This window comes from Streptomyces sp. NBC_00104, from assembly GCF_045160825.1.
In the GTDB taxonomy this organism is placed as follows: Bacteria; Actinomycetota; Actinomycetes; order Streptomycetales; family Streptomycetaceae; genus Streptomyces.
The window spans coordinates 8,595,882-8,617,511 of the sequence record NZ_CP108215.1 but is presented as its reverse complement, the minus strand read 5'-3'; the positions used below and the strand labels follow the sequence as shown (position 1 = coordinate 8,617,511).

20 protein-coding genes are annotated in these 21,630 nt (G+C 71.6%); 7 read left to right on the top strand and 13 right to left on the bottom strand.

What is annotated here, in order from left to right; all coding sequences use genetic code 11:
• Positions 1 to 32: 32 nt before the first annotated feature.
• A complete protein-coding gene (locus OG272_RS37825; RefSeq protein WP_327727337.1) occupies positions 33 to 788 on the top strand; it encodes a phosphodiesterase in 756 nt (251 codons plus the stop codon).
• A gap of 18 nt (positions 789 to 806) precedes the next feature.
• Here the strand turns inward: OG272_RS37825 and OG272_RS37820 are convergent, their stop codons facing one another.
• Together OG272_RS37820 and OG272_RS37815 are read right to left on the bottom strand one after the other, a co-directional pair.
• Positions 807 to 1,412: a PDZ domain-containing protein gene (locus OG272_RS37820; RefSeq protein WP_327727338.1), complete on the bottom strand. Its 606-nt coding sequence runs from the start codon at positions 1,410 to 1,412 to the stop codon at positions 807 to 809.
• A 105-nt stretch (positions 1,413 to 1,517) separates the two neighbouring features.
• A complete protein-coding gene (locus OG272_RS37815; RefSeq protein ID WP_327727339.1) occupies positions 1,518 to 2,390 on the bottom strand; it encodes a LysR family transcriptional regulator in 873 nt (290 codons plus the stop codon).
• Between the two features lie 190 nt (positions 2,391 to 2,580).
• Here OG272_RS37815 and OG272_RS37810 point away from each other — a divergent pair, with 190 nt between their 5' ends.
• A complete protein-coding gene (locus tag OG272_RS37810; protein ID WP_328224238.1) occupies positions 2,581 to 3,348 on the top strand; it encodes a glutamine amidotransferase-related protein in 768 nt (255 codons plus the stop codon).
• A 38-nt stretch (positions 3,349 to 3,386) separates the two neighbouring features.
• Here OG272_RS37810 and cyc2 read toward each other — a convergent pair whose 3' ends face one another.
• From cyc2 to OG272_RS37790, 4 genes are all read right to left on the bottom strand, one after another.
• Positions 3,387 to 5,594, bottom strand: a complete 2,208-nt coding sequence (gene cyc2, locus OG272_RS37805) for a germacradienol/geosmin synthase Cyc2 (protein WP_405895580.1) — start codon at positions 5,592 to 5,594, stop codon at positions 3,387 to 3,389.
• A 233-nt stretch (positions 5,595 to 5,827) separates the two neighbouring features.
• A complete protein-coding gene (locus OG272_RS37800) occupies positions 5,828 to 6,988 on the bottom strand; it encodes a damage-control phosphatase ARMT1 family protein (RefSeq protein WP_327727342.1) in 1,161 nt (386 codons plus the stop codon).
• Positions 6,981 to 7,643 carry a hypothetical protein gene (locus OG272_RS37795; RefSeq protein ID WP_327727343.1) on the bottom strand — a complete coding sequence of 221 codons (663 nt, stop codon included), beginning with the start codon at positions 7,641 to 7,643 and terminating at the stop codon, positions 6,981 to 6,983. The genes OG272_RS37800 and OG272_RS37795 overlap by 8 nt, the downstream gene beginning before the upstream one ends.
• Before the next feature lie 150 nt (positions 7,644 to 7,793).
• On the bottom strand, positions 7,794 to 9,602 hold the full coding sequence (locus tag OG272_RS37790) for a S8 family serine peptidase (protein ID WP_326575650.1): 1,809 nt from the start codon (positions 9,600 to 9,602) through the stop codon (positions 7,794 to 7,796).
• A gap of 402 nt (positions 9,603 to 10,004) precedes the next feature.
• On the opposite strand from OG272_RS37790, the gene OG272_RS37785 reads away from it, so the two are divergent.
• Positions 10,005 to 11,036 carry a lytic polysaccharide monooxygenase gene (locus OG272_RS37785; protein WP_327727344.1) on the top strand — a complete coding sequence of 344 codons (1,032 nt, stop codon included), beginning with the start codon at positions 10,005 to 10,007 and terminating at the stop codon, positions 11,034 to 11,036.
• Between the two features lie 109 nt (positions 11,037 to 11,145).
• Here the strand turns inward: OG272_RS37785 and OG272_RS37780 are convergent, their stop codons facing one another.
• Positions 11,146 to 11,799 (bottom strand): Tat pathway signal sequence domain protein, encoded by a 654-nt coding sequence (locus OG272_RS37780; RefSeq protein WP_326575654.1) that lies wholly within the window; start codon positions 11,797 to 11,799, stop codon positions 11,146 to 11,148.
• Between the two features lie 743 nt (positions 11,800 to 12,542).
• Here OG272_RS37780 and OG272_RS37775 point away from each other — a divergent pair.
• Both OG272_RS37775 and OG272_RS37770 read left to right on the top strand, forming a co-directional pair.
• Positions 12,543 to 13,205, top strand: a complete 663-nt coding sequence (locus OG272_RS37775) for a DUF6230 family protein (RefSeq protein WP_326575656.1) — start codon at positions 12,543 to 12,545, stop codon at positions 13,203 to 13,205.
• Complete coding sequence (locus OG272_RS37770) at positions 13,202 to 13,600, top strand: DUF6114 domain-containing protein (protein ID WP_326575658.1); 399 nt, start codon at positions 13,202 to 13,204, stop codon at positions 13,598 to 13,600. The genes OG272_RS37775 and OG272_RS37770 overlap by 4 nt, the downstream gene beginning before the upstream one ends.
• 464 nt (positions 13,601 to 14,064) lie before the next feature.
• On the opposite strand, the gene OG272_RS37765 is transcribed toward OG272_RS37770, so the two are convergent.
• On the bottom strand, positions 14,065 to 14,451 hold the full coding sequence (locus tag OG272_RS37765; protein ID WP_326575660.1) for a hypothetical protein: 387 nt from the start codon (positions 14,449 to 14,451) through the stop codon (positions 14,065 to 14,067).
• 211 nt (positions 14,452 to 14,662) lie between these two features.
• On the opposite strand from OG272_RS37765, the gene OG272_RS37760 reads away from it, so the two are divergent.
• On the top strand, positions 14,663 to 15,910 hold the full coding sequence (locus OG272_RS37760; protein WP_326575661.1) for a cytochrome P450: 1,248 nt from the start codon (positions 14,663 to 14,665) through the stop codon (positions 15,908 to 15,910).
• Between the two features lie 37 nt (positions 15,911 to 15,947).
• Here the strand turns inward: OG272_RS37760 and OG272_RS37755 are convergent, their stop codons facing one another.
• From OG272_RS37755 to OG272_RS37735, 5 genes are read right to left on the bottom strand one after another with little or no spacing between them, the layout of a single operon-like run.
• Positions 15,948 to 17,255, bottom strand: a complete 1,308-nt coding sequence (locus OG272_RS37755; RefSeq protein WP_327732096.1) for a cytochrome P450 — start codon at positions 17,253 to 17,255, stop codon at positions 15,948 to 15,950.
• Positions 17,256 to 17,305: 50 nt separating this feature from the next.
• A complete protein-coding gene (locus OG272_RS37750; protein ID WP_257567796.1) occupies positions 17,306 to 17,908 on the bottom strand; it encodes an ATP/GTP-binding protein in 603 nt (200 codons plus the stop codon).
• Positions 17,886 to 18,245: a DUF742 domain-containing protein gene (locus OG272_RS37745; protein ID WP_326575665.1), complete on the bottom strand. Its 360-nt coding sequence runs from the start codon at positions 18,243 to 18,245 to the stop codon at positions 17,886 to 17,888. Before OG272_RS37745 ends, OG272_RS37750 begins: the two co-directional genes overlap by 23 nt.
• Complete coding sequence (locus OG272_RS37740) at positions 18,242 to 18,655, bottom strand: roadblock/LC7 domain-containing protein (RefSeq protein WP_326575667.1); 414 nt, start codon at positions 18,653 to 18,655, stop codon at positions 18,242 to 18,244. Before OG272_RS37740 ends, OG272_RS37745 begins: the two co-directional genes overlap by 4 nt.
• Positions 18,652 to 20,004, bottom strand: a complete 1,353-nt coding sequence (locus tag OG272_RS37735) for an ATP-binding protein (protein WP_327727346.1) — start codon at positions 20,002 to 20,004, stop codon at positions 18,652 to 18,654. The genes OG272_RS37740 and OG272_RS37735 overlap by 4 nt, the downstream gene beginning before the upstream one ends.
• Positions 20,005 to 20,366: 362 nt before the next feature.
• On the opposite strand from OG272_RS37735, the gene OG272_RS37730 reads away from it, so the two are divergent.
• Positions 20,367 to 21,323, top strand: a complete 957-nt coding sequence (locus OG272_RS37730; RefSeq protein WP_327727347.1) for a helix-turn-helix domain-containing protein — start codon at positions 20,367 to 20,369, stop codon at positions 21,321 to 21,323.
• The last annotated feature ends 307 nt before the right edge of the window (positions 21,324 to 21,630 follow it).

The window sequence follows — 21,630 nt, the reverse complement described above, 5'->3', positions numbered from 1 at the left end:
CGGTCAGGCACCGCCCGAGGAGGCGTACGACGATGCTCGTACTCGCGCACATCAGCGATCTGCATCTGGACGGGAGCGACCGGGCGACCCGGCGGGCCGAGCGGGTACGGGATCTGCTGTGGGGGCTGCCGGGGCGGGTGGACGCGCTGCTGGTGACCGGGGACATCGCGGACCACGGCACGGAGGCCGAGTACGAGGAGGCCGCGCGCCTCCTGGGGCTGCGGGAGGGCGGGGCGCCCTTCCCGGTGCTCACCTGCCCGGGCAACCACGACAGCCGGGCGCCCTACCGCAAGGCGCTGCTCGGGGAGCCGCCCGCCGACGGGCCGGTCAACAGCGCGCACGTCTTCGCGGACGCGGCCGTGCTGATGTGCGACTCCAGCATTCCGGGGCAGGACGAGGGCGAACTGGACGCGCAGACGTACACCTGGATCGAGGAGACCCTCGACGGACTCGACGGCGAGCGGCCCGTGCTGCTCGCCTTCCACCACCCGCCGGTGACGCTCCACCACCCGCTGCCGGACGCCTACCGGTTGGGCCAGCCGACGAAGCTCGGCCGGCTGCTGGGGCGGCGGCCGGAGATCGCGGGGATCGTCACCGGGCACGCCCACACGCCCGCCGCGACCACCTTCGCCGGGCGTCCGCTGATCGTCGGCCCCGGGGTCACCTGGACGCTGCGGCTGCCCTGGGAGGGCGACCAGGTCGCGGACCGGGACGCGCCGCCCGGGCTGGCGTTCCACGTACTGGACGACGAGGGGCGGCTGACCAGCCACTTCAGGGTGGCCTCGTAACGGCTCGCCGGGGACGGCTCACGTGACGACTCCGGGGACGGCGACCAGGTGCCGGCGGGTGCCGTTCGCGTGCCGCACGACGAGTTTCGCCGCCGCTCCGGGGCGCGCGGCGGCGATCGCTCGCGCGAGGTCGGCCGCCGATCCGGTCCGGGTGCCGCCCAGGGCCAGGACGACGTCGCCGCGGACCAGGCCCGCGGTGTGGCCGGGGCCGGGGACGTGGACGCCGACGACGAGGGCGCCGCCGCCCGCGGTGCCGCCGGGAGCGTCGACGACCTCGACGCCGAGGGTGGGGCGTGCGGGCGCCGGACCGTCCGCGCGCGGGGGTGGGGTGGCATCGGGCGGCGTCCGGCCGCCTCCACCCGACCGGACGGAGGGTTCCGACCCCCTCGCCTCCTCCCGTGGCTCCGCGAGCGTGCTCACACCGATCGCTGTGGCGCCCATGGTGCCGAGTCCGACGCCCGAGAGGACGAGGACCGCGCAGGTCACCAGGGCGAACAGCAGGGTGATCAGTCGTTGCCGGGTGCGGCGGGGTGCGGCGTGCGGACGCCGGACGGTGCCGGGTGGGCGGCCGTCACCGGACTCCTGCCCCGGCATGGGTTTGGGTCTCAACGCGGTCTGTTCCATGGTGTCGCCTCCGGCCGGAGACCTACCCGGCGCATCACGGCGCGACGAGCCACGAAAGAGTGAGACTGACACCCCGTCACATCCGGCGTACGCCCCCTGGCGACGTCACGTCGTCCGCGGCCCGGTCAGCTCCCGCACCAGTGCCGCCGCCGCTCCGCCGGGCGTTCCGCCATACACGATTTCCGTACGGTGCACGAGGCGGGGTTCGACGAGGGCGACGGCGACCGCGCCGGGGACGTCGGCGGCGAAGTGGCGGGGCAGGACGGTGAGTCCGTGTCCGGCGGCGGCGAGGGTGGTGAGCGTGCGCAGGTCGGTGCCCTCGTAGCGGAGGGCGGTGCGCAGACCGCCGGTGGCGCTCGCGGTGCGGAGCCGGTCCAGCGGGAGGCCCGCGCCGGGGGCATCGAGCCAGCGGGCGTCGACGAGGTCGGTGAGGCGGAGTCCGGGGCGGCGGGCGAGGGGATGGCCGGTGGGGAGGAGCACGCAGACGGGTTCCTCGCCGACGCCCCGGGAGGCCAGGGGTGCCACGTCGGGGAGGCGGAGGGGGTCGCTGGGGGCGGCGATCCCGTCGACCAGGCCCAGGTCGGCCGTGCCTGTGGCGACGGCCGCCGGGATCTCGTCCCGGGAGAGGGTCCGCAGGGTCACCCCGGCGGCGGGCAGCGCGGCGATCGCCCGGGGGCCGAGCGCCGTCGGGGTCGCCGCGAGGGTCAGCCCGTGCTCGGGTGCGGCCGCCATCCGTACGACGTCCGCGCGGGCCGCCTCCAGGCGCAGCAGCAGGGGTCCGGCGTGTTCGAGGAGCCGCTCGCCCGCGGCCGTGGGGACGACGGGGCGCCGCGTCAGCAGCGGGGCGCCGAGATCCTGCTCCAGCGCGGCGATGTGCTGGGACACCGCGGACTGGGTGTATCCCAGCTCGCGCGCGGCCTCGGAGAAGGAGGCGAGCCGGGCCACGGTGACATACGTACGCAGCAGATGCGGATCCATGGCGGACAGGATCGCGCAGGCCTACGGCCGGCCCACCATGCGGCCCGTCAGCCGACCCGTCAGGCGACCCGTCAGGCGGTGCGTCAGGCGGACCGTCAGGCGGCCCATCGGCAGTCCATCAGCAACGCTTATCGAGCGTGCAGGAATCATCGTTGGACGTGAAGTCGGGGTCGCGCCCAGGATGACGGGCATGACGAACCACGCGGCTCAGCCCGCCTCTTCCCCCGCGGCCCGGTCCGCGCGACTGGCCATCGTCGGCGACCGGTCCCCCGACGTCGTCTCGCACAGCCGGATCCCGCTCCTCCTCGACGCCCTCGCCGGACGCGACCGGCTCGTCCTCGACGCGTACTGGATCCCCTCCGAGGACGCCGCCGACGACGCGGGAGCCGTGCGCGGCTTCGACGCGGTGTGGGTGGTGCCGGGCAGCCCGTACCGGAGCGAGGCCGGGGTGCTCTCCGCGATCCGGACCGCCCGGGAGGAGGGCATCCCGTTCCTGGGCACGTGCGGCGGCTTCCAGCACGCGCTGCTGGAGTACGCCCGGCACGTGTGCGGGCTCACCCGGGTCGCGCACGCCGAGAACGAGCCGGGTGCCGAGGACTTCCTCATCGAGCCGCTCGCCTGTTCCCTGGTCGGGCACGAGGCGACGGTCGTCGTCGAGCCGGGCTCGCTCGCACAGTCCGTGATGAACGCCGAGCGGTCGGTCGAGCGGTACTTCTGCGCGTACGGCCCGACCCGTCACCTCGACACCCTGCGCGCGCACGGTCTGCGGTACTCCGGGCACGACGAGGACGGGCACGTCCGGATCGCCGAACTGCCAGGCCACCCCTTCTTCCTGGCCACGCTCTTCCAGCCGGAGCTCGCCGGCGACGGCAGCCGTCCGCACCCGGTCGTGCGCGCGTTCGCCCGGGCCGCGGTCGAGCACGCGACCCGGGCGGCGGTGGTGAGCCGGCCGGCGTGACCCGGGCGGGGATTCCGCCGGCGTGACCCGGCCCGGGCTCAGCCGGCGTGCACCGGAGCGAAGGACAGCACCGGTGGGCGGTCCGGGACGAAGCCGTGGGCTCGGCGGGCCAGGAACTCGGGCTTGTAACGGTCGACCCGCTGGTGCCAGTTGAGGATGCCGGACAGCCAGTTCCGCAGGTCGGTCACATAACCGTCCATGATGGTGCGGGCCTCCTCCGACAGCTCGAAGTCGTCGTAGACGACGGGCAGTTCATGGGCGACGACATGCTCGAACTGCTGCATCCGCTGGGTCATCAGGTCGTGGATCACACCGAGCGCGGTCGGGTAGTCGCAGCCGAAGAAGTTCTGCACGACGAGGATCGCGTTGTGGACCTCGCCCTCGTACTCGACCTCCTTCTGGTAGGAGAAGACGTCGTTGATGAGGCAGGCGTAGTCGATGGCCGCGTTCTCCAGGGAGCGGACGGGCCCGCTGCGGTAGACCTCGGGCGGGATCTGCGGGCCGTGGCCCATCCGGCACATGCTGAGGGTGAGGTCGGAGCCGAAGGTGGCGCGCCGCATCTCCAGGTAGTCGACCGGGTCGGGGACGCGGTTCTGGATCTGGTTGAACACCTCCCACACCCAGCTCTCGGTCATCTTGTCGACGGACGCCTTCAGACCGCGTCGTTCGTCGGGGGTCATCCCCGCCGTCGTACGCGCCCAGAGGTCGATGAGGCCCCGTTCCATGCCGTTCACCGGGACGGGGACCTGCTCCCCCTCGACGGGCATGCAGTCGGAGAGCCGGGCCGTGGTCAGGCGCGCGGCGGCGAGGTCGCGGCGGTGGCCGAAGACGAGGGGGTAGTAGTCGTCGCCGTAGGTGCCCCAGGCCAGCCAGGCGGAACTGAGGTCGAGTTGCTCGGGCGTCGCGTCCGGGTCGAGGCCGGCCGAGCAGAGCGGCAGGTCGGCGGCGGCGAGTTTCTCCTCGTCCCAGACGCCCTCGCTCAGCATGCCCATCGCGTGCATCCAGGCGGTGAGGCGGGGGCGGGCGGCGTCCAGGTGCGGGCAGAGCTCCACCTTGAACGGCATGTAGAAATCGGGGAGTCGGGAGGGCCCCACCTTCTGGTACGGCACATGCGCATGGGCGCGCAGCCGTTCCGCCGCGGCGGTCGCGAGCAGCGCCCCGACATCGGCGGCCGACCTGCCGAACCCCGCCCGGGTGACCAGCGCGGGGCCGGAGAGGACCACGCCGCCGAAGTCGAGCGGGCCACGTGCGGAGGTGGCGCCCTCGTTCATGTAGCGGCTGGACCTCATATGCCACTCGTGGCCGCCGGACTGCCAGTCCTGCAGCCCCTTCGTGTAGGCCGCCACGGCGGCGATCTCGTCCGGGGCGAGGCCCTTCTCCAGGGCGAGCGCGGGCACTTCGGTGAGCGCGGTGTTCTCGAACTGGTGCAGCCGGGAGGTGAGGATGTCGTTGACGGTCTCGGCGGCCTGCTGGGTGCCGCAGCCGAAGAAGGTCTCCAGGACGAGCACGCCGTTGCTGTTCTCGCCCTCGTCCTCGACCTCCCGCTGGTACGAGAACAGGTCGTTGCGCAGATGGACGGCGTCCGAGAACGTCTCCATCAGGACCCTGAGGGGCCTCGACTCCGCGACGGGGCCCGGCACTTCGGCGGTCGCGTACTCGACCAGACCGGCCGACCAGGGAGCACCGCCGACCTTGCGGCGCATCTCGATGTACTCGACCGGGTTGGCGATCCGGCCCTCGTTGATGTTGGACAGCTCCCACATCGACTCGTTGAGCAGGTGCTCGGTGGCCACGGCGAAACGGCGGCGCCAGTCCATCGACATCGACGGCACCGTACGCGCCCAGAGGTCGGCGAGGCCCGCCTCCACGGGGTTCTCCGGTTCCGGGACGGGGGTGGAGAGGTCCAGCGGCATGAAGAGCGGGAGTCGGTCGAGGTGGGCCTTGCCGCCGGGGCGGTCCTGGGAACGCTTGAAGAGCTCCAGGAAGTGGTCGTCGAAGAAGAACACCCACACGTACCAGTCGGTGATGAGCGAGAGCGCCGGGCCGTCGCAGTCGGGATGGGTGTACGCGCACAGCAGGCCGTAGTCGTGCGCGTCCAGGTCCGCCTGCTCCCATACGCCGGAGCCCTCCAGCATGCCCATCTCCCGTGCCCACGCGGAGGAGTGGGTTCGGGCCTCTTCGAGGTGGGGGTTCAGCCGCGCGGGATACGGCATGTAGAAGTGCGGGAGTTCGAACGGCTGCGTCATGGCCGGGCCCTACCCGTGGCCTGCGGCGGGCATCCGGACAGGGGGACATGATCACACCATCGCGTGAATCCAGGGGGTTTTCCCGCCCCCGCCGCCCCTACCCGTCCCTTCCTTCAGGGGCTGTGCCCCTTCGACCCCCAGGTGCGGGTTCGGTGGGGGCTGGTCGCGCAGTTCCCCGCGCCCCTCGAGAAGCGGGGGCTGCGCCCCGCTTCTCGAAGGACATCCCGCCGTCGTCAGACCTTGAGCTGGATCAGTGCCCTCGTCCCGCTCGTGCGCCACGCCTGTCCCTCGGCTGTCACCAGGGCGGTCTCCGTCTCGGGGGTCAGGCCCGTGATGACGTCGGACTTGAGGGTGCGCAGGGCTGCGACCGGGCCGGGGAAGTAGGACGTGACCTCGGTGAAGGGGGTGGTGGGGGGCCAGAGGTGGTCCCCCACCAGGCGGCGGTAGTTCAGGTCGCCCTTCATCAGGGTCAGGTCGGCGGAGGCGAAGTCGTCGTGCAGGTCGGGGGGCATGGCCGCGTAGGGCAGAGGGGCGCAGGAGAAGGGGTGGGCGCGGAGGGTCAGGCGATCGTCGCGGAGGGCGGCGTACAGGCGGCCTCCGGCGTCGGTCTTCGCGGACACCAGGTGGCGTACGGCGTCGAGGGTGTCGGCGGTGGTGGCGTCCGAGACGAAGTACGGGTACGGCTTCAGGTGCAGGACGGCACGGTCGAAGTGGCCGTGGGTGAGGAGGTGGTCGATGAGGAGGAGGTCGGGGATCAGTTCGCGGCCCGCGTTGTCGGCGACCAGGCAGAGAGTCCTGACGCCGGAGCCCGGGTCGTCGTCCGTCAGCAGCGACAGCAGCGACCCACTGTCGTCCGCGACCAGTGGGGACGACGCGGCGGCGCTGGTCTCCTCGGCCGTCTGGATGCGGAACCCCAGGTCCGCCCGGTTGCCCCAGAGGGAGCCGTGGAGGAGGGCCTTGAGCTGGTCCTGGAGGGGCTCGTGGGACAGGGGGCCGAGGGCGGCGAGTTCGGCGGCCGCCTCGGGGGTGTCCAGCTCGGCCAGTTTGAAGGGGCGGAACGGGTCCACGCCCTGCCAGGGGCCGGGCCCGAAGTACCCGACGGCGCACAGGAGTTGACGGTAGAAGCAGCTCTCGGCGGCGAGGAAGGGAAGCGAGAACCAGGAGCGGCCGGCGTGGCGGCGGACGTTCCAGGTGTCCCACCACTCGTCGTCGGCCGGTGGTTCGACGGTGCCGTGGAGGGTGTTCCGCAGCAACTCGTCCAGGGCGCGGCGCTGTTCGGGGCCGTAGGGCGTGGCGTCCTGGACCTTGCGGATGAGGGCGGGATGCCGTTCCGCGAAAACGCTGTGCGCGAAGGAGGCCGGGTCGTCGCCGCGGATCACGGGAGCGTCAGGCATGGCCGGGGGCTCCTTGCGGGCCGGAAGGGCCGGAGCCGGCGGGAGTCCGGGGCGGCAGTTCCACCTTGCTCAGCCGCTCGTCGATCTGCTGGTCGAAGCCGGCCTCGGTCCATACGTACTTCCTGAACTGGTCCGTCGTCAGCGGGCCCGGCCACGGGCTGCCACCGGGGTAGAAGACGGACTCGCAGGAGGCGCAGTAGTGGGCGGGCTGCCACAGGTGTTCGGCGCGGGGCTTCCCCGCCGCGACGGTGGCGCGTTCGCGGGACTCGCCGCGGATCACCCAGAGGGTGCCGACGAAGAGGAGGGCGGCGAGGACCGTGCCGCCTGCCGTGTAGAGGGGTTTGTCGTTCTGCACGCCGCTGTAGGCGAGGCCCGCGCCGATGCCGGCCAGGACCATCCCTTCCAGGAAGTGCGTGAAACTGTCGAGGGCCGTAGGCACGCCCGGGGCCTTCGCCAGCCGGTCGGACAGGCCGGAGCGCGGGGAGTCGGGGGCCGCGCAGGCGTCGGGGACCGTGCGCACCGAGGGCTCCGAGGCCCCGCAGCGGGGGCACACCACCGTGACCGGAGCCGCACCGGATCCCCCGGCCGGTGCCTCGGCCGGTCCTCCGACCCGCCTCTCGGCCGGTCCGGCTCCCTCGAACTTCTCTGTCGACATACGCATACGCTAACGCCCGACGGCGCGCTCGTTCGTACATGCGCCGGCGGCCGACCGATGCCCGCTCGCATCGGTCGGCCGCCGGCAGTGGGGGGTGGCGGTCTCTGTGCCCGGCTGTTCAGCCGGGGCCCCGGCCTCTCGGCCCGGGCGTCAGAAGGTCAGCTTCCAGTTGTTCAGGCGGCCGGTGTCCGCGGACGCCACGTCCTGTACACGCAGCTTCCAGGTGCCGTTGGCGACCTCGCTGGACGCGTTCACCGAGTAGGTGGTGACCAGGTTGTCCGCGGAGTCCGAGCTGGAGGCCTTGAGACGGTAGGTCGAGCCGTCGGGGGCCACCAGGTCCAGGACCAGGTCACCTCGGTAGGTGTGGGTGATGTCCACGCCGACCTGGAGGGCCGAGGGCGCGTTGCCGGTGCGGCCGGTCACGGAGATCGAGGACTCGATCGCCGCGCCGTTGTCCGGGATGGAGACGGCCGTGGTGTTGGTGAAGGTGGTGCCCCCCGTGGAGCCGCCGGTCACCGCCTGCACCGTCTTGGCCGCGTCGGCGAGGCCCGCGCCGCAGCCGCCCGAGCAGGCGCCGGGCAGAGCACGCGAGTTGGTCTTGATCGCGGACTCGATCTGGGCCGGGGTCAGCGCGGAGTTCGCCGACTTCACGAGCGCGGCGAGGCCCGCGATGTGCGGGGCGGCCATGCTGGTGCCCTGGTAGTAGTCGTACGTCTCGCCGCTCGGGCCGGCGGTGCCGGTGTTCAGCGTGGACAGGATGCCGCCCGACTCGGTGGTGCGGGTCTCGCCGCCGGGGGCCGCGATGTCGACGACCGAGCCGAAGTTGGAGTAGTACGAGCGGGCGCCGGCGCGGTTGGTGGCCGCCACCGAGATCACGTTGTTGCAGCTGGCCGGCGAGTAGTTGGCCGCGTTGGCGTTGCTGTTGCCCGCCGCGACGACGACCGTGGTGCCGCGGTTCACGGCGGCGGTGATCGCGCTCTGGGTCGCGGTGGTGCAGGCGCCGCCGCCACCGAGGCTCATGTTGATGACCTTGGCGACGTTGGTGTTGGCGGGCACGCCGGAGACGGTGCCGCCGGACGCCCAGGTGATCGCGTCGATGATGTCGGAGTCGTAGCCGCCGCACTTGCCGAGCACCCGCAGCGGGGAGACCTTGGCGCCGTAGGCGACACCGGCGACGCCCTTGCTGTTGTTGGTGGCGGCGGCGATGGTGCCGGCGACGTGGGTGCCGTGCCAGGAGGAGGTGGTGGCCTCCCAGTCGGTGGCGCACTCGCCGTCCGAGGTCCAGTCGCCCGGGTCGGCCGGGTTGCTGTCGCGGCCGTTGCCGTCGTTGGAGACGGCGGTGTCGGCGATGAAGTCGTAACCGCCGACGATGTTCGCGGCGAGGTCCGAGTGGGCGACGTAACCGGTGTCGATGACGGCGACCGTCACCCCGGTGCCGGTGACCTTGTCCCAGGCGGCCGGCACGTTCATGCCCGCGGTGGCCTCGAAGAGGTCCCACTGCTTGCTGTACTCGGTGTCGTTCGGGGTGGCCAGCGCCTTGTTCAGGCGGTCCGGGGCGACATAGGCGACCTGCGGGTCGGCCTGGTACTCGGCGATGACGTCGGCGACGTCGGTCTTGGTGAGGTCCTCGCCCAGGTCGACGAGGGCCGCGCCGCTGCCGAGCCGGCGCTGGAAGTCGAGGCTCTCGCCGGCCTCCTTGCCCTTGGCCGCGGCGTCGGCGTCGGCGGCCTTGTTCGACGTGGCCTCGGCGGCGCCGGCCTTGTAGCCGACGATCAGGCGCTCGGCGGTGGTACCGGGCGCGGCCTCGGTGGCACCGGCGACGGCGGGGGCGGCGTCGGCCTTCGCGGACGGGGCCTGGGCCACGGCGACCGAGGAGGTCATGCCCGCCACCAGGGCGACGGAGACCGCGGCGACGGATATGAGCTTCCGTCCGGCGGTACGAGAGGGGGAGGTACGCAAGGGCTTCGCCTTTCGTGGCCTGCTCATGTCAGGGGAGGAGCGGCAGTGAAACGCTTCTTCGTCGAAGCGGCGGGGGTCCAGAAAGGGTTGGCGCGAAGGCCGGCCAGGCGCGAGCCGTGCCACCAGGGGTTACCTGTGGTTCGGCTGTGCGATGACCTTAGGCAAGGCCCAGGTCGTGGGGATACGGGGAAAACCCTCGGCCCCCGGGGAACTCCCCTATGCCGCCCGGCAGTCGGGGCCGGATGTGCCGCTTCGCCGGGTTTGCCGAGGCTCCGCCGCCGCACGGCGCATGGCCGGATACGACCGGTCGAACAGGGGCGCGCTGTTGAACGCGGCACCCACGGGTCCCGTACGACACGGTGGACCCGTCAGCTCTCGACCCCCATGGATCGGACGTACCGGATGTACCGCTTGTCCGCCCGCCGCAGCGCCGCGCCTCGCACCACCGCCCGGCGCTCCGCCGGCCGTCGCACCGCGGTCACGACCGCCGCCGCCACCGTCGTGGCTCCGCTGCTTCTCACCACCGGTGCCGTCACTCCGGCCTGGGCGCACGGCGCGCCGACGGATCCGGTGAGCCGGGTCTCGGCCTGCTCACCGGAGGGCGGCAGCCAGGGGTCCGCGGCGTGCAGGGCCGCTGTCGCCGCGAACGGCGCGCCCTTCACCGCGTGGGACAACATGCGGATCGCCGGGGTGAACGGACGGGACCGGGAGGTCGTCCCGGACGGGCGGCTGTGCAGCGGAGGGCTCGCGCCCTACAAGGGGCTCGACCTGGCCCGCGCCGACTGGCCCTCGACCCGCCTCTCCCCCGGCGCCACGCTGAACCTGACGTACCGGTCGACGATCCCGCACACCGGGACCTTCAAGCTGTTCCTGACGAAACCCGGGTACGACCCCACGGAGCCGCTGAAGTGGTCCGATCTGCCCGGGAAGCCGTTCGCCTCGATCACGGACCCGCCGCTGCGGAACGGCTCCTACCGGTTCTCGGCGAAGCTGCCGGCGGACCGGTCCGGGCACCATGTGCTGTACACGATCTGGCAGAACACGAGCACGGTCGACACCTACTACTCGTGCTCCGATGTGGTGTTCCCCCGGGCGAAGCAGGCCGACTCCGGCGCGGGTGACGGGGGTTCGCGGGAGACGCCCGCCCGGAGCGAGGAGACGGCGACCGAGAAGCCGGCCGCCGAGAAGCCCGAGCCCGCCACCACGGCGCCGGCGGAGTCCACCGAGGCGCCGCCCGCCGACACCGACGGCGCGGACACCGACGGCGCCGACGACGCGCAGGCGGCCGACGCGGGCAGCCCCGTCGCCTCCACGACCGACGAGAGCGGCGCCTTGGTGCCGCTGGTGGCGGGCGGCGCCACGGCCCTGGTGCTCGCCGTGGGCGCCGCCCTCTTCCTCCGCGGACGCGGGCGCCGCTCTCGTATCGACGACTGATCGGGCAGGTGATCAGGGCGACGATCGGGCAACTGAGAGCATCGGACGACTGACGTGTGCGGCAGGTCGGTCACCGGCCGCCGGACCGGTGACCGACCAGCGCCCGGAGTCAGTTGGTGTAGACCGTCGCGTCACCCTGGGTGGCGTCCGTGACGGGCGCGTACTTCGCCGTGAAGTAGCCGGTGCTGAAGCACAGGGACGAGCCCGAGGTCTTCGCGAACGGCTGGCTGGTGAAGTTGATGCTGTTGTCGTCGTTGCTGGACGTGCCGGTGATGCTGGCCGCCTGGTAGACGCAGGTGATGCTGCCCAGCAGGGTGCGCAGCACGACGGTGGTCTGGAGGACCGAGCCCTCCGCCGGGCTGACCGTGACGACGCCGTCCGAGGTCACGGTGGTGGTGTAGGGCAGGTTGTTGACCGTGACGCTCGTGACACCGAGCACGCCGACGACGTTGCTGGTGCAGCTGCCGAAGGTGTGGGCGTCGACCCGCTCGGTGGCGGTGCCGGGCGCGGCCGGGTTGTCGGTGACCGTGGCGGTGAAGGTCGACGCGGCACAGGAGACGCCGCTCGTGCCCGTCGCGCTGGAGTAGAACTTGCCCGTCGTGCCGGTCGCCAGCGACGCGTTGAGCACGTCGCCGACCGCGACCGCGTCACCGGCGAGGCCGCCGGTGGTGAGCACGGTGTCGGCGGCGGAGGCGGGGCTGACGGCCGCCACCATCACGGCGGCGGTGGTGGCGGCGAGGGCAAGGAGGGATCGCGTACGCATGGGGGTGCCTCTTCTCAGGAAGTGAGGGCCGCCGGTGACGGCCCTCGGAAGGTGCGGGTGACCGCCCCCGCGAAGCGCGGGCTGCGGTGATGTGCGCGCGAGTGGACACCGTTCGCGCGGGGGAACGCGGCGATGCCGCACGGCGCGGTGAGGCCGCCGCCGATCCGTGACACGCCTTCTCCGTACGTGACGGATCGACAGCGACAGCCGGGGACCGGACACGGCCCAGTGGAGGGGAAGGCGACCGTGCCCGGCACCGCGGCGAGGGGTGGTGCTGCGTCGGGCCGCGCAGCGCGTTCAGGTGATGCCACCCGCACCCCGTCTGCGACGGGGAGTTCGGGACGGTGGCGTGCGCTGCGCGTCGGATCCGGCGCCACGGATCCGTGGGGGAAACCCGGGAGAGTTGTAGACCTGACGAACAGTCAACGTCAAGACATTGGACGGAAGTTGAAAGTGCGCGGCCCCCTCCGGGAAGGGGCGGGATCAGGGTCCTTCGAGGCAAAACCAAAGGTGAGGGATGTTCAGCTTTCACAGGGGCGGCACAACCAACATCCTTTTGCCACAAGCACCTTGACCCTTGAAAGTAACCCCCGGTAACTTCGCGAATGGCTACTGCGGCGTAGCTAGTAAGCCCTTGCACCCACGGGAGGGGTGCTCAGGCGTGCGCCGCAACCGCTGTCCGCGCCAGGACAACGTGCCGTCGAAGCCCCATCTGCAATGACTTGGAAGTCCAGGGAGCACACATGGCCTCGTCCTCGGATGCCACGGCGTCCACCAACGAAAGACCCGAGGGTCCCGAAGCGTCCGGAAGACGCGGGCGGGTCCGGCTGAAGCGCGCCGCCGTGATGGCGGTGCCGGCCACGGCGGTCGCCGCCGGCCTGATGATCCTCACCGCGCAGGGCGCTCTGGGTGTCCAGTTCGCCATCTCCGGCATGCCGTTCGTCGTCACCGCCGACAAGCTCGAAGGCAATGGCTTCGCCCAGTTCGGCTCGCTCGACCACATGATCGAGAACAGCCCCAACCAGGGTGACACCGGCGGTCAGGTGCTGGTCGTGACCTCGGTCGTGAAGAGCGGCAAGCTGACGAACCTGTGCCAGAGCGTCGACCTCGGCGGCATCCAGCTGGTCCTCACCGCCGGCAACAAGTCCACGCCGGTGAGCGTGAAGAACCTGGCGATCGACTCCGACGAGATCAAGGGCGACGCCTCGTTCAACAACATCGAGATCGGCCGTGACTCCAGCACGTTCGACAAGGTCGACCAGCAGGGTCCGCCCGGTGTCTACGGCCAGCAGGCCGACTCGGTCACCATCACCGATCTGTACCAGCACAACTATGCCGCCACCGCGGCCGTCTTCAAGCTCCCCGACCTGCACATGAGGTTCACGAGCGAGGGCTGCCCGCAGTGAGCCGATTCCGGGAATGGAGAGGGCACCGGCCGTTCGCCGGGGGCCTGTTGCTGGTGCTGGGCGGCGCCGAGATCCTGCTGACCATGAAGGCGCCGCTGCCGGTCATCCTGAAGATCGGAATGCAGGGGCTGGCGGGCTACCTCCTGCCCTCGCTGATGATCGTGTGCGGGTCGCTGATCCTCTTCAACCCCACTCAGCGCCTGTTCTACTCCATCCTCGGGATCATGCTCTCGCTGGGCACCTGGCTCACGTCCAACATCGGCGGGTTCGTCGTGGGCCTGCTGATGGGCGCGGTGGGCAGCACACTCGCCTTCGGCTGGCTGCCGGATCAGGAGCCCCGGCGGAAGCGCTCCGCCGGGCAGCCGGAACAGCACGCCGCGAAACTCGGCGGTTGAGGCCGTTCGGCGAGTGCCGGTCGTCCAGTGGTCGTCCGCGCAGCTACCCCGCGCCCCCGAAAGGCGCGGGGTAGGCAACTGCTCGCCGAAGAGCGCACGAGGCCGCATTGACTCGATCGTGTGATGGTCGGCTTCCTGGCTTGTGGCGCCCTGGACCGTCCGGGTCAACGTGATCACGCGCTCTGGGACGCCGGATACGGCGCCGGCGTGCGGGGCCCCCGCTCCACCAGAGAGATGGTCCGGGGCCTCCCCGTCGCCACTGGCCGTACCCAATTGCCCAGGTCGCGCAGGGCTGTGTTCATCAGCGGCCTCCGGCCGCGGGGGCCTCCCGGGATCGGACCACGCACAGGATGCGTGTCGCTGCCCCGGGGTCGAGTACGCCGGGGACCAGCTCGCCCAAGACCGTTCGGGGCGCGCGGCCGAACGGGCTCACACCCGCCCAGTCCCCAGGAACGGTTCGGCGTTCACAAGGTGGTCGTGACCGCCGCCGTCAGGGCCGCGCGGAGGCGTTCGGCGTCGGTCCAGTAGCTGTCGTTCGAGAGTGGGACGCGCCAGTAGAGGCCGGGGCCCGAGGTACGGCGCAGGGGCGGGACCGCCACATGGCTGCCCCGGCCGAGGACCTGGACGTCGGGCAGGCGCCACGCGGAGCCGTCGCCCGGGGGAACCAGCCAGTACATGATGCCGCCGTAGCCGTCCTTGATGACGGCGCCGGTGTCGTCCCCGAGGGACTCGAGCGCGAGTGCGCCGAGGGCGACCGGTACCCGGACGGCGTTCCACCAGCGCCCGGCCGGCACGGTGCGAACTTCGGGGCTGTAGGAGCACATCCAGCGCGGGGCCCTGCTGACAGTCATGGCACTCACCGGCTCTTCATGGGGGGGGTGCGCCCGATCCTAGGAGCCGGTCCGGGAGCCGACTTGCGAGTACGCGCAGGGAAGTTGCCGTCGTACGCAGCACGCGCCAGGTGATCTCGCCCGGCGACGCCACCAAGCCGTAGCGTGACCGGGCTTCTACGTTGTGCTCACGTTGTGCTGTTGGACTGTATTCGACCGCAGGAGGACCCCCATGGGCCACCCGAGCCCCCTGGTGATTGACGCGACCGGCCGTGACATCCACGGTGAGGCCGCCCGTATCCGCGAGACGGGTCCGGCGACCCGGGTCGTGCTGCCGGGGCCGCACGATGTCGAGGCCTGGGCCGTCAGCAGCCCCGACCTGCTCAAGCGACTGCTCACCGACCCCCGGGTGTCCAAGGACCCGCGACAGCACTGGCCGAGGTTCGCCGCCGGTGAGATCACCCCGGAGTGGCCGCTGTTCGCCTGGATCGCGGTGCAGAACATGTTCACCGCGTACGGCGGTGACCACAAACGGCTGCGGATCCTGGTCTCCAAGGCGTTCACCGCGCGCCGGACGGCCGCGCTGCGGCCGCGCATCGAGGAGATCACCGGGCAACTGCTCGACCGCGTCGAGGAGGGCTTCCGGCGCGGGGACACGGTCGATCTGCGACAGGAGTTCTGCTACCCGCTGCCGATCCAGGTGATCAGCGAGCTGTTCGGGCTGCCCGAGGAACGTGGGCTGGTGCTGAAGGAGTTGGTGGACAAGCTGTTCGACACGTCCGCCGAGCCCGGTGAGATGACCGCCGCCTACGAGCGGATGTACGGCGTGCTGGGCGAACTCGTCGCCGTCAAGCGGGAGTCGCCGGGCGACGACCTCACCAGCGGGCTGATCGCGGCCCGTCACGAGGACGACACCCGGCTCAGCGAGCAGGAACTGCTCGACACCCTGGTGCTGGTGGTCAGCGCCGGGCACGAGACCACGGTCAACCTCCTGGACCAGGCCGTGCACGCCCTGCTGACCCACCCCGAGCAGCTCGCCCATGTCCGGGAGGGCCGCGCGACCTGGGACGACGTGATCGAGGAGACGCTGCGGGTACAGGCGCCGGTGGCGAGCCTTCCGCTGCGCTACGCCGTGGAGGACCTCGACCTCGCCGAGTTCGGCGGCCCGGAGGGCGTGGTGATCGCCAAGGGCGAGACGATCCTGGCCTCGTACGCGGCCGCCGGACGGGACCCCGAGCGGCACGGGAAGGACGCCGACGTCTTCGACGTCACCCGTACCGACAAGGAGCACCTCGCCTTCGGCCACGGGGTGCACCACTGCCTGGGCGCCCCGCTCGGCCGCATGGAGGCCCGGATCGCGCTCCCGGCGCTCTTCGAGCGTTTTCCGTCGCTCGAACTGAGCGCCACGCAAGAGGAGTTGGGACACGTGGAGTCGTTCATCTCCAACGGCCACCGCCGCCTCCCCGTCCGCAGGGCCTGACGGACGCCCGCGTCCGTCAGGCCCGCCGACACTGCGGCTACTCGCCGCGCCACCAGGCCAGCAGCCGGGCCCATCCGCTCTTCGGGCGGGTGGGCTCCGGCGGTCGGGCGCCGGAACCGCTGCCGTACGGCCCCGCCGCACGGCTCTCGGGAGACGCGGGCGCCTCGGCCGTGGCACCGACCACGGCCGCCGGCGGGAACGTCACCGGCAGCGCGGCCAGCGCCCGGTGGAACGGACCCGGACGCCACTCCAACGCCCCTACCGGTACGGCGAGTTCGACGTCCGGGAGCCGGTCGAGGAGCTTCTCCACCGCCACCGACGCGATCAGCCGGGCCTCGCTCTGCGCGGGGCAGTTGTGCGGGCCCGCGCTCCACGCCAGGTGGGCCCGGTTGCCCGCCCGCTGATCGTGCGTCAGGGCGGGGTCGGTGTTGGCGGCGGCCAGCGAGACGACGAGCGGGTCGCCTGCCTTCAGCAGCGCGCCCTCGTACATCACGTCCCGCTTCGGGTAGTGCACGGCGTAGTTGGCCATCGGCGGGTCGGTCCACAGCACCTCGTCGAGGGCGTCCTCGACGGGCAGGCTGCCGCCGGACAGGTCTCCGGCGAAGCGGTCGTCGGACAACAGCAGACGCAGGGCGTTGGCGATGAGGTTCTGCTGCGGCTCGGTGCCCGCGCCCATGAGGACGACGAGGGTGTGGATCATCTCCTCGTCCGTGAGCCGCGCCGGGTGCAGGGTCAGCCACGACGTCACGTCCGGTCCGGGCTGCCTCCGCTTCAGCGTGACCAGCTGGAAGAGCGTGGCGGTGAGCAGTTCGTTGGCCCGCTCGGCGTCCACCCCGTCGAAGATGCCGGACATGCCCTCGACCAGCTTCAGCCCGAGCTCGGCCGGGCAGCCGAAGAGGTGGTTGAAGACGAGCAGGGGCAGGACCTGGGCGTACTCACCGAGGAGGTCGGCCTTGCCGGTGGGCGCGAACCGGTCGATGAGGGTGTCGGCACTGCGCTCGACGTAGCCGCGCAGGGTGTTGGGCTCGACCCGGGCCAGGCTGTCGGTGATGGCGCCGCGCAGCCTTCGGTGCTCCTCGCCGTCGGAGAACAGGGCGTTGGGCCGGTACATCATCATCGGGACGACGGGACTGTCCGGAGGGACGGTGCCGTCGTTGAGGTCGTTCCAGCGGCGCGGGTCCTTGGCGAAGGTCTCCGTGCTCCGCAGTACGTGCAGGGCGGCCTCGTAGGAGGTGACGAGGGTGGCGCGTACGCCGGGGGCCAGTTCGACGGGGGTGGTCGGTCCGGTCGCGCGTGCCCGCCGGTAGAACGCGGCCGGGTCGGCGGCGAACTCCGGTCCGTACATGGGCTGGTGGGCCGGGCAGCCCGGGGGCGGGCCGGACGGCGATGCGGGGGTCACGCGTGCTCCAGTTCGGTCTCGCGGCTCAGCAGGTACTCGACGAGGGAGATCAGGGCCCGGGTGGAGGACTCCGGGTCGCGGGCGTCGCAGCGCACCAGCGGGGTCTCGTCGAGCAGGTCGAGGGCCTCGCGCACCTCGTCCAGGTCGTGCACGGGGGCGCCGTCGAAGTCGTTGACGGCGACGGCGTACGGCAGGTCCAGCTCCTCCAGGACGCCCATCACGTCGAAGGAGTGGGACAGACGCCGGGTGTCGGCGAGGACCAGCGCGCCGAGGGCGCCCCGGGTCATGTCCTGCCAGAGCTTGGTGAAGCGCTGCTGCCCGGGGGCGCCGAACAGGTACAGCACCAGGGAGTCGTTGAGGGTGAGCCGGCCGAAGTCCATGGCGACCGTGGTGGTGGTCTTGTCGCGGGTGCCGGCGAGGTCGTCGACCAGGGCGCCGGCCTCGGTCATGACCTCCTCGGTGCGCAGCGGCCGGATCTCGGAGAGCGTGCCGACGAACGTGGTCTTGCCGACCGCGAAGTGACCGACGACGAGCAGCTTGACCGCTGTCTTCACCGTCGGCCGCAGGTAGACGTCGTCAGAGGCGGGCGCGGAGCCCATCGAGGACCTCCTGGAGGATTCTGGCGTCGGACGGCCGGGCGGCCGGGATCGGTGCGCGGGTGACGATGTGGCCGCTGTCCATGAGGTCGGCGACCAGGACCTTGGTCACGCTGACCGGGAGGTGCAGATGGCCGGCGACCTCGGCGAGGGAGAGCGCGCCGGGGCGGCACAGCTCCATCATCCGGCGCATCTCGGGGGTGAGGCCGGCCAGCGACAGGTCGGTGGTCGCGATCAGCAGCGTGACCAGGTCCAGGGTGTTGCGGGTCGGGTGGGCGCGGCCGCCGGTGACGACGTACGACCGCACCAGACGCCCCTCGGGCCGGCGGCGGGGCGTCATGCCCTGCTGCCCGTGTCCAGCCGCGCCGGGCTGGTCAGCACCTTGCCGAGCCGGTCGACGAGCTTGTGCATGCGGTACGTCACCGCCTCCATGTCGACCTCGTCGCCGGTGGACACCGCGAGATAGGCACCCTCGCCGGCCGCGACGAGGAAGACGAAGCCGTGCCCGAACTCGATCAGGGTCTGCCGCCACGGGCTGTCGGCCGAGCCGCAGAACTCGGAGGTGCTGCGGCTGATCGACTGAAGTCCGGAGAGCCCGGCCGCGAGGCGCTCGGCGTCGTCGCGGCCGATGTCGGCGGAGTGGGCCCGCAGCATGCCGTCGGCGGAGAGCAGGATGGCGTGGCGGGCCTCGGGCACCTTCAGTACGTCGTCGAGCATCCAGCCCAGCTCGTTCGTCGTGGGCTCGATCATGCGTGGGGGGTCCCTTCGTTCTCGTGGGGGGTGGTCCGCGCGGGGCCGGCGGTGGGGTCGGGACCGTACTCGTCCTCGTCGAGGATGCGTCCCGCCGCCCGGCCGAAGCGGGTGCCGCGGGCGAAGGCGCCCATGATGCGGGCGTTCTCCTCGGGTGAGCGGCCGGGGATCTCCTCGGCCGTCGCGGGCTCCGGCTCGGGGGCGGCCGTCCGCTTGGGGGTGCGCCGGCGGCGTTTGGGCAGACCGCCTTCGGTGGTGTCGTCGGGGGTGTCGTCGGCAGGAGCACGGCGGAGGGCGGGGGCGGTCTCGGTCACGGGTGTCAGCTCGATCTGTGGCTCCGGTGCGGCGGGCTCCAGGTGGGTGAGCAGCGCGGCGGGCAGGAACGCGACGGCGCGGACGCCGCCGTACGGCGAGCGGGTGTCCACGGAGACGGTGAATCCGTAGCGCCGGGCGAGCATCCCGATGACGGCGAAGCCGAACTGGGGCGGGTCGTCGAGGCGGGTGACGTCCACCTCGCTGCGTCCACTGAGCAGCTGGGTGGCGCGTTCCACGGCGTGGCCGTCCATGCCGACGCCCGCGTCGTCGATGACGACACACGCGCCGTTGTGCACGTGTCGGACGTTCACCTCGACCGTGGTGTTGGGCTGGGAGTGGCGGGCGGCGTTGTCGAGCAGCTCGGCGATCGCCAGGACGACCGGCTCCACGGCGCGGCTCTCCACCGCGATGTCGACCTGGCCGTGGACGCGTACGCGCCGGTAGTCGCGGATGCGCGAGGTGGCGCCCCGGACGACCTCGACGAGCGGGGAGGTGGCGCGCTGCCGGCCCGGCCAGGAGCCGCACAGGACGGCGATGGCCTGGGCGCGGCGGCCGAACTGGGCGTTGGTGTGGTCGACTTCGAGAAGGTCGCGCAGCACGTCGGGGTCGTCGTGCCGGTCCTGCATCTCGGAGATGGACATCTGCTGCTCGTTGGCGAGGGCCTGGATCGAGCGCATGGACGCCTTGAGAGCGGCCTTGGCGGACTGGTCGGCGCGGATCTGGGCGTGCTCGACGGCGCCGGAGAAGCGGGCGAGCACCTCGTCGAGGCCCTTGCCGAACTCCGTCTCGGCGAGCCGGCCGTCGAGCGGTCCGACGCCGGGCACGCTCTGGCCGGGGTGGTCGGCGAGGGCCGGCAGGCGGACCGTGACCAGATGGCGCAGTTCCTCCTCCCGGGCCCGCACGTCGTCGGTGAGGACGGCGTTCCTTCTGCGCTGCCGCCTGGTGATCCCGTGCTGGCGCAGCAGGAGTACGGCGGTGGCGAGCAGGGCCGCTGCCAGGGCCCAGGCCACCGCCTGCGGTATCGGTTCGGTCATGAAGTACAAGTCCTTACGTCCTCAAGTCCCCAGGCGTCGGCGGGTCCGGGACGCCGGGCGGGAGTTGACGGAGCGCCCGACGCTAGCGGCGCGACCGCGCGGGTACTTTCCGTGACGCGCAGGGAAGTTGTCACAGGGCGCACGAGTGACGCAAGGGGCGCGGATGAACACGCGACTTTCCCCCGGCATATTCGGCCACACCGGCCCGGGCGGCATGGCAACCGCTTGCCACGCTAGGGTGCCCTCCGGGTCCGACCGGTCGGTAACTATCTTTGATCAAGCAGAAGTTGAAGATTTCCGCACCGCGGACCGTAAGTGACCACAAGGACGTCGTCGGGGGCCCGGCACAAGGGAGGAGCCCGTTGCCCGCGGGAAGTTACAGCGTCGAGGCGCTGACCACCGAGGAGTTGGCCCCGCGCGAGCGTGCCGACTTCTGGACCGAGCAGATCGGCTCGTACCAGTCCCGGATGGGCTTCAAGTACGCCCAGTCGGACAACTTCCGCGGCGAGACCGTCCGTCAGCGCACTGACACGTACCAGTTGGTGAAGTACCGGTCCGACGAGATCGAGTACACCCGCACCATGCGCCAGGTGCGCCAGGACCCGGACGAGGACTACCGGCTGCTGCTGCCGATGAGCGGTGAGATGGTCCTGCGGCAGGACGGCGAGGAGGCCCGGCTGACCCCGGGCACGGCGGCACTGGTCACCTTCGCGTCACCGTTCCAGTGCCTCCAGAGCGACGCCATCGACGCGTTCATCTTCACCATCCCGGCCCGCGAGGTGGACGGCCGGCTCAACAGCAGGTCGCCGGTCGCCAGTGGTCTGAACCTCGCGACCGGCCTGGGCCGCATCGTCGGCTCGATGCTGACCGGGCTGCACGAGGAGCGGGAGCATCTCACCGACCCGGAGTTCAACGCCGTCTCCGACCGGGTCGTGGAGCTGGTGTGCATGCTCACCGCGGGCGACGACCGCCCCGACGCCCCCGGACAGCTGGGCGAGGTGGAGGCGATGGTCCGCCGCTATGTGCGCGACCACGTGGCCGACCCCCATCTCACGGGTACGGCGGTGGCGCACGCCCTCGGCTGGTCGCTGCGCCAGATCCAACTGGCCCTGCAGAAGGCGGGGACCACGCCCCGCGAACTGATCCGCGAGGAGCGGCTGCGGCTCGTCCGGGACCGCTTACTGTGCGCGGAGTGCGACCACATGACGATCACGGATCTCGCCTACTCCGTGGGCTTCTCCTCCGCGAGCGCCCTCAGCACGGCCTTCCGCCGGCGCTACGGCGTCAGCCCCCGGGAGATGCGCCAGAGCATACGCTGACGCAACTCCCGTTAAGATCACGGGAGTTGCGAAAGGATCGGATGACGGAAAATCACCCGTCGAGTAGGTTCTCACACCGGCTGCCCCCAACGTTCCGTTGAAGTCTAAAGCTTAGCCAAAGCATGGCCGGGCGTCGACCTTGGACGCTTTCCGGCCCTCCTGGTGTGAATGTTCCTTGGAGTCGCCGTGCCCAGCATGTGCGACCGAACCGGCCTCACGCCCGACTCCCCTTTACCACGGCGCGAGTTGACACGAGACAGCACAACGGCCGAATGGCCTGAACCGTGCGCTTCGCGCGACCGGGAAC